Source organism: Kitasatospora sp. NPDC004799 (genome assembly GCF_040609095.1).
Classification (GTDB): Bacteria; Actinomycetota; Actinomycetes; order Streptomycetales; family Streptomycetaceae; genus Kitasatospora.
This window is the reverse complement of the sequence record NZ_JBEXJK010000719.1, coordinates 1-2,003: the sequence shown is the minus strand read 5'-3', so window position 1 is coordinate 2,003 and position 2,003 is coordinate 1. Positions and strand designations below refer to the sequence as shown.

General features: G+C 75.0%; 1 protein-coding gene and 2 pseudogenes. 1 reads left to right on the top strand and 2 read right to left on the bottom strand.

Annotated elements, in window-relative coordinates:
* Positions 1-491 (bottom strand): annotated as a pseudogene (locus ABZW03_RS40240) (hypothetical protein); the annotation flags it as partial.
* Positions 492-821: 330 nt separating this feature from the next.
* On the opposite strand from ABZW03_RS40240, the gene ABZW03_RS40235 reads away from it, so the two are divergent.
* Positions 822-1,325 carry an SsgA family sporulation/cell division regulator gene (locus ABZW03_RS40235; RefSeq protein ID WP_355269759.1) on the top strand — a complete coding sequence of 168 codons (504 nt, stop codon included), beginning with the start codon at positions 822-824 and terminating at the stop codon, positions 1,323-1,325.
* A gap of 70 nt (positions 1,326-1,395) precedes the next feature.
* Here the strand turns inward: ABZW03_RS40235 and ABZW03_RS40230 are convergent.
* A pseudogene (locus ABZW03_RS40230) lies at positions 1,396-1,572 on the bottom strand (serine/threonine protein kinase); the annotation flags it as partial.
* Between the last annotated feature and the right edge of the window lie 431 nt (positions 1,573-2,003).

Sequence of the window (2,003 nt, the reverse complement as noted above, 5' to 3'; positions counted from 1 at the left end):
TCGCGGCGCCGGGGCTGTGGCGGTAGTTGAGCAGCGAGGTGAACAGCGGGCTCTGCGCCGGGACGTCGGTGGCCTGCTGGGCGAGGGTCAGCGGGTGGGGTGGCGGCGACCGGTGCGGGCCCCGAGGGGCGCGGCGAGACGTGCGCGGAGGGCCGGCCCGCGGAGGGCCGACCGGCGGAGGGGGCGGGCGACGAGCCGTCGGTCGGGGTCTGCGCCGAGGCCGCGTCGGCCTGGTCGGTGGCGCCCGGCGTGGGCGGCGGGGTGGTGCCGACCCGGGCGACCCCGGCCCGGCGGCCGATCCCCTGCTGCTCGTTGAGCAGCAGCGTGGTGGCGATGCTGATGCCGACCACGGTGGACATCGCCATCGCGGCGCCGGAGAAGCGCACCGTGGGCAGCCGGAACAGGCCGCCGAACGGGCGCGGCCGACCGTGCCGGCCCTGCCGCGCGGGCTCGTGCCGTACGTCCCGCGCGGTGTCCTCGCGCACAGCCAACGGACCCCTCCCTCCCCGAAGCCGCCGTCGCGTCGCCGTATTCTCCCACGCGCCGCCGTCGGGCCCGGCCGGGCGGCCGCCGAGGGCCGCTTCCGCGCGGGCCCGCGCGGGGAGGGGGAGAGCGTACCAGCGGGGTGACCGCATTCCGGCCGGTCCGCTCCGATTCGTGGACACCCTTTCCACACTTGGAAGTTGACGCTCCGTCCGATAAGGATGGAGCCCGGTCGGCCGCGCGGGACGGGGGGTGTTGCAACCCCCTTGCAACCCTTGCCCGCCACGTCGGGGGTGGCGCAGGCTGAGGACATCCCACGCCGTCCCGGAGAGACCGTCATGCCGCCCGACCCGCTGTCCGCAGCCTCCAGTGCACCCCTCGCCGCCACCCCCACGGGCGGCGATGGGGAGGGCTCCACCGCCGCTCCGGCGGCGGTGGAGGAGGAGGTCCTGATCCTGCGGATCTCGCTGGGCGAGGAGGTGGTCGGCGAGGTGCGCACCCGGTTCCGGTTCGACGCCGCGCGCCCGTACGAGGTGCTGCTGACTTTCCACCTGGGGCGGCCGGACGAGGCCGACTGGGTGTTCTCGCGCGAACTGCTGCGCGACGGCCTGCGCGCGCTGAGCGGCCAGGGCGACGTCAAGCTGTGGCCGGCGTACTGCCCGTGCCACGGCTCGACGCTGCACCTGGCGCTGGAGTCCCCGCACGGCAGCGCGCTGCTGGAGGCGTCCAAGCCCCGGGTGCAGGCCTGGCTGGACCGCACCTACGCGCTGGTCTCCGAGCAGCAGGAGCGCTGCTGCGGCCCCACCGACGCCGACCTGGCCGCGCTGCTCGCCGACGGCTGAGGACGGATGCTGGGGACGAGCGGCTGAGGACGGGCGGCTGGGGACCGGCGGCTCACCCGGGCGGCTCGGCAAGGAGGCCCGCCCGGCGGGAGACGCCCTGGTCCGGCAGCGGGATGGGGACCGGACGCCCGGGCTCCCCGCGCCCGAACGCCGCGGCCTCGCCCGGGCCCATCCGCAGCAGGCCGGGGGCTCGTCCGGGCGCCATCTCGGGCCCGGGGCCGGGAAGTTGCACGATGACCGTGTCCACGCAGCACCTCCGTGGGAGCGGGTCGATGGTATCCGTCCGATCCGCCCCGGAGGTGCACGGCCACCCGGACGAGTGAGGGCGGCCGGGCGGCGGACGGCGCTGCCGCCGATGAACCGATCGCCCGTCAGGACGGGAGTTGTCCGAGTGCTGAACAGAGGGCGAATGGTTGCAGGATGTAGTTGAACGGTCACCATGAGTGTGACGCAACGCACACCCCGCGATGTCCACGATGTGTGCAAGACTCATCCCAAGGAGTGAGATTCCCTTGATTTCCAAGGAGGTTCACATGATGCGCACTCGGATCGCAGCTGCGACGCTGGCGGCGGCAGGGATAGTCGGGCTCGCGGCGGCTCCGGCCACCGCGGCCACCGCGGCCCCGACCACGCCCGGCACCGACGTCGCGGCCTGCGCCGCGGTGCTCAACCAGCCCT

Bases quoted from the DNA above. Each gene is read 5' to 3' on its own strand.
- ABZW03_RS40235 (WP_355269759.1), top strand. From the start codon at position 822: ATGCCGCCCGACCCGCTGTCCGCAGCCTCCAGTGCACCCCTCGCCGCC.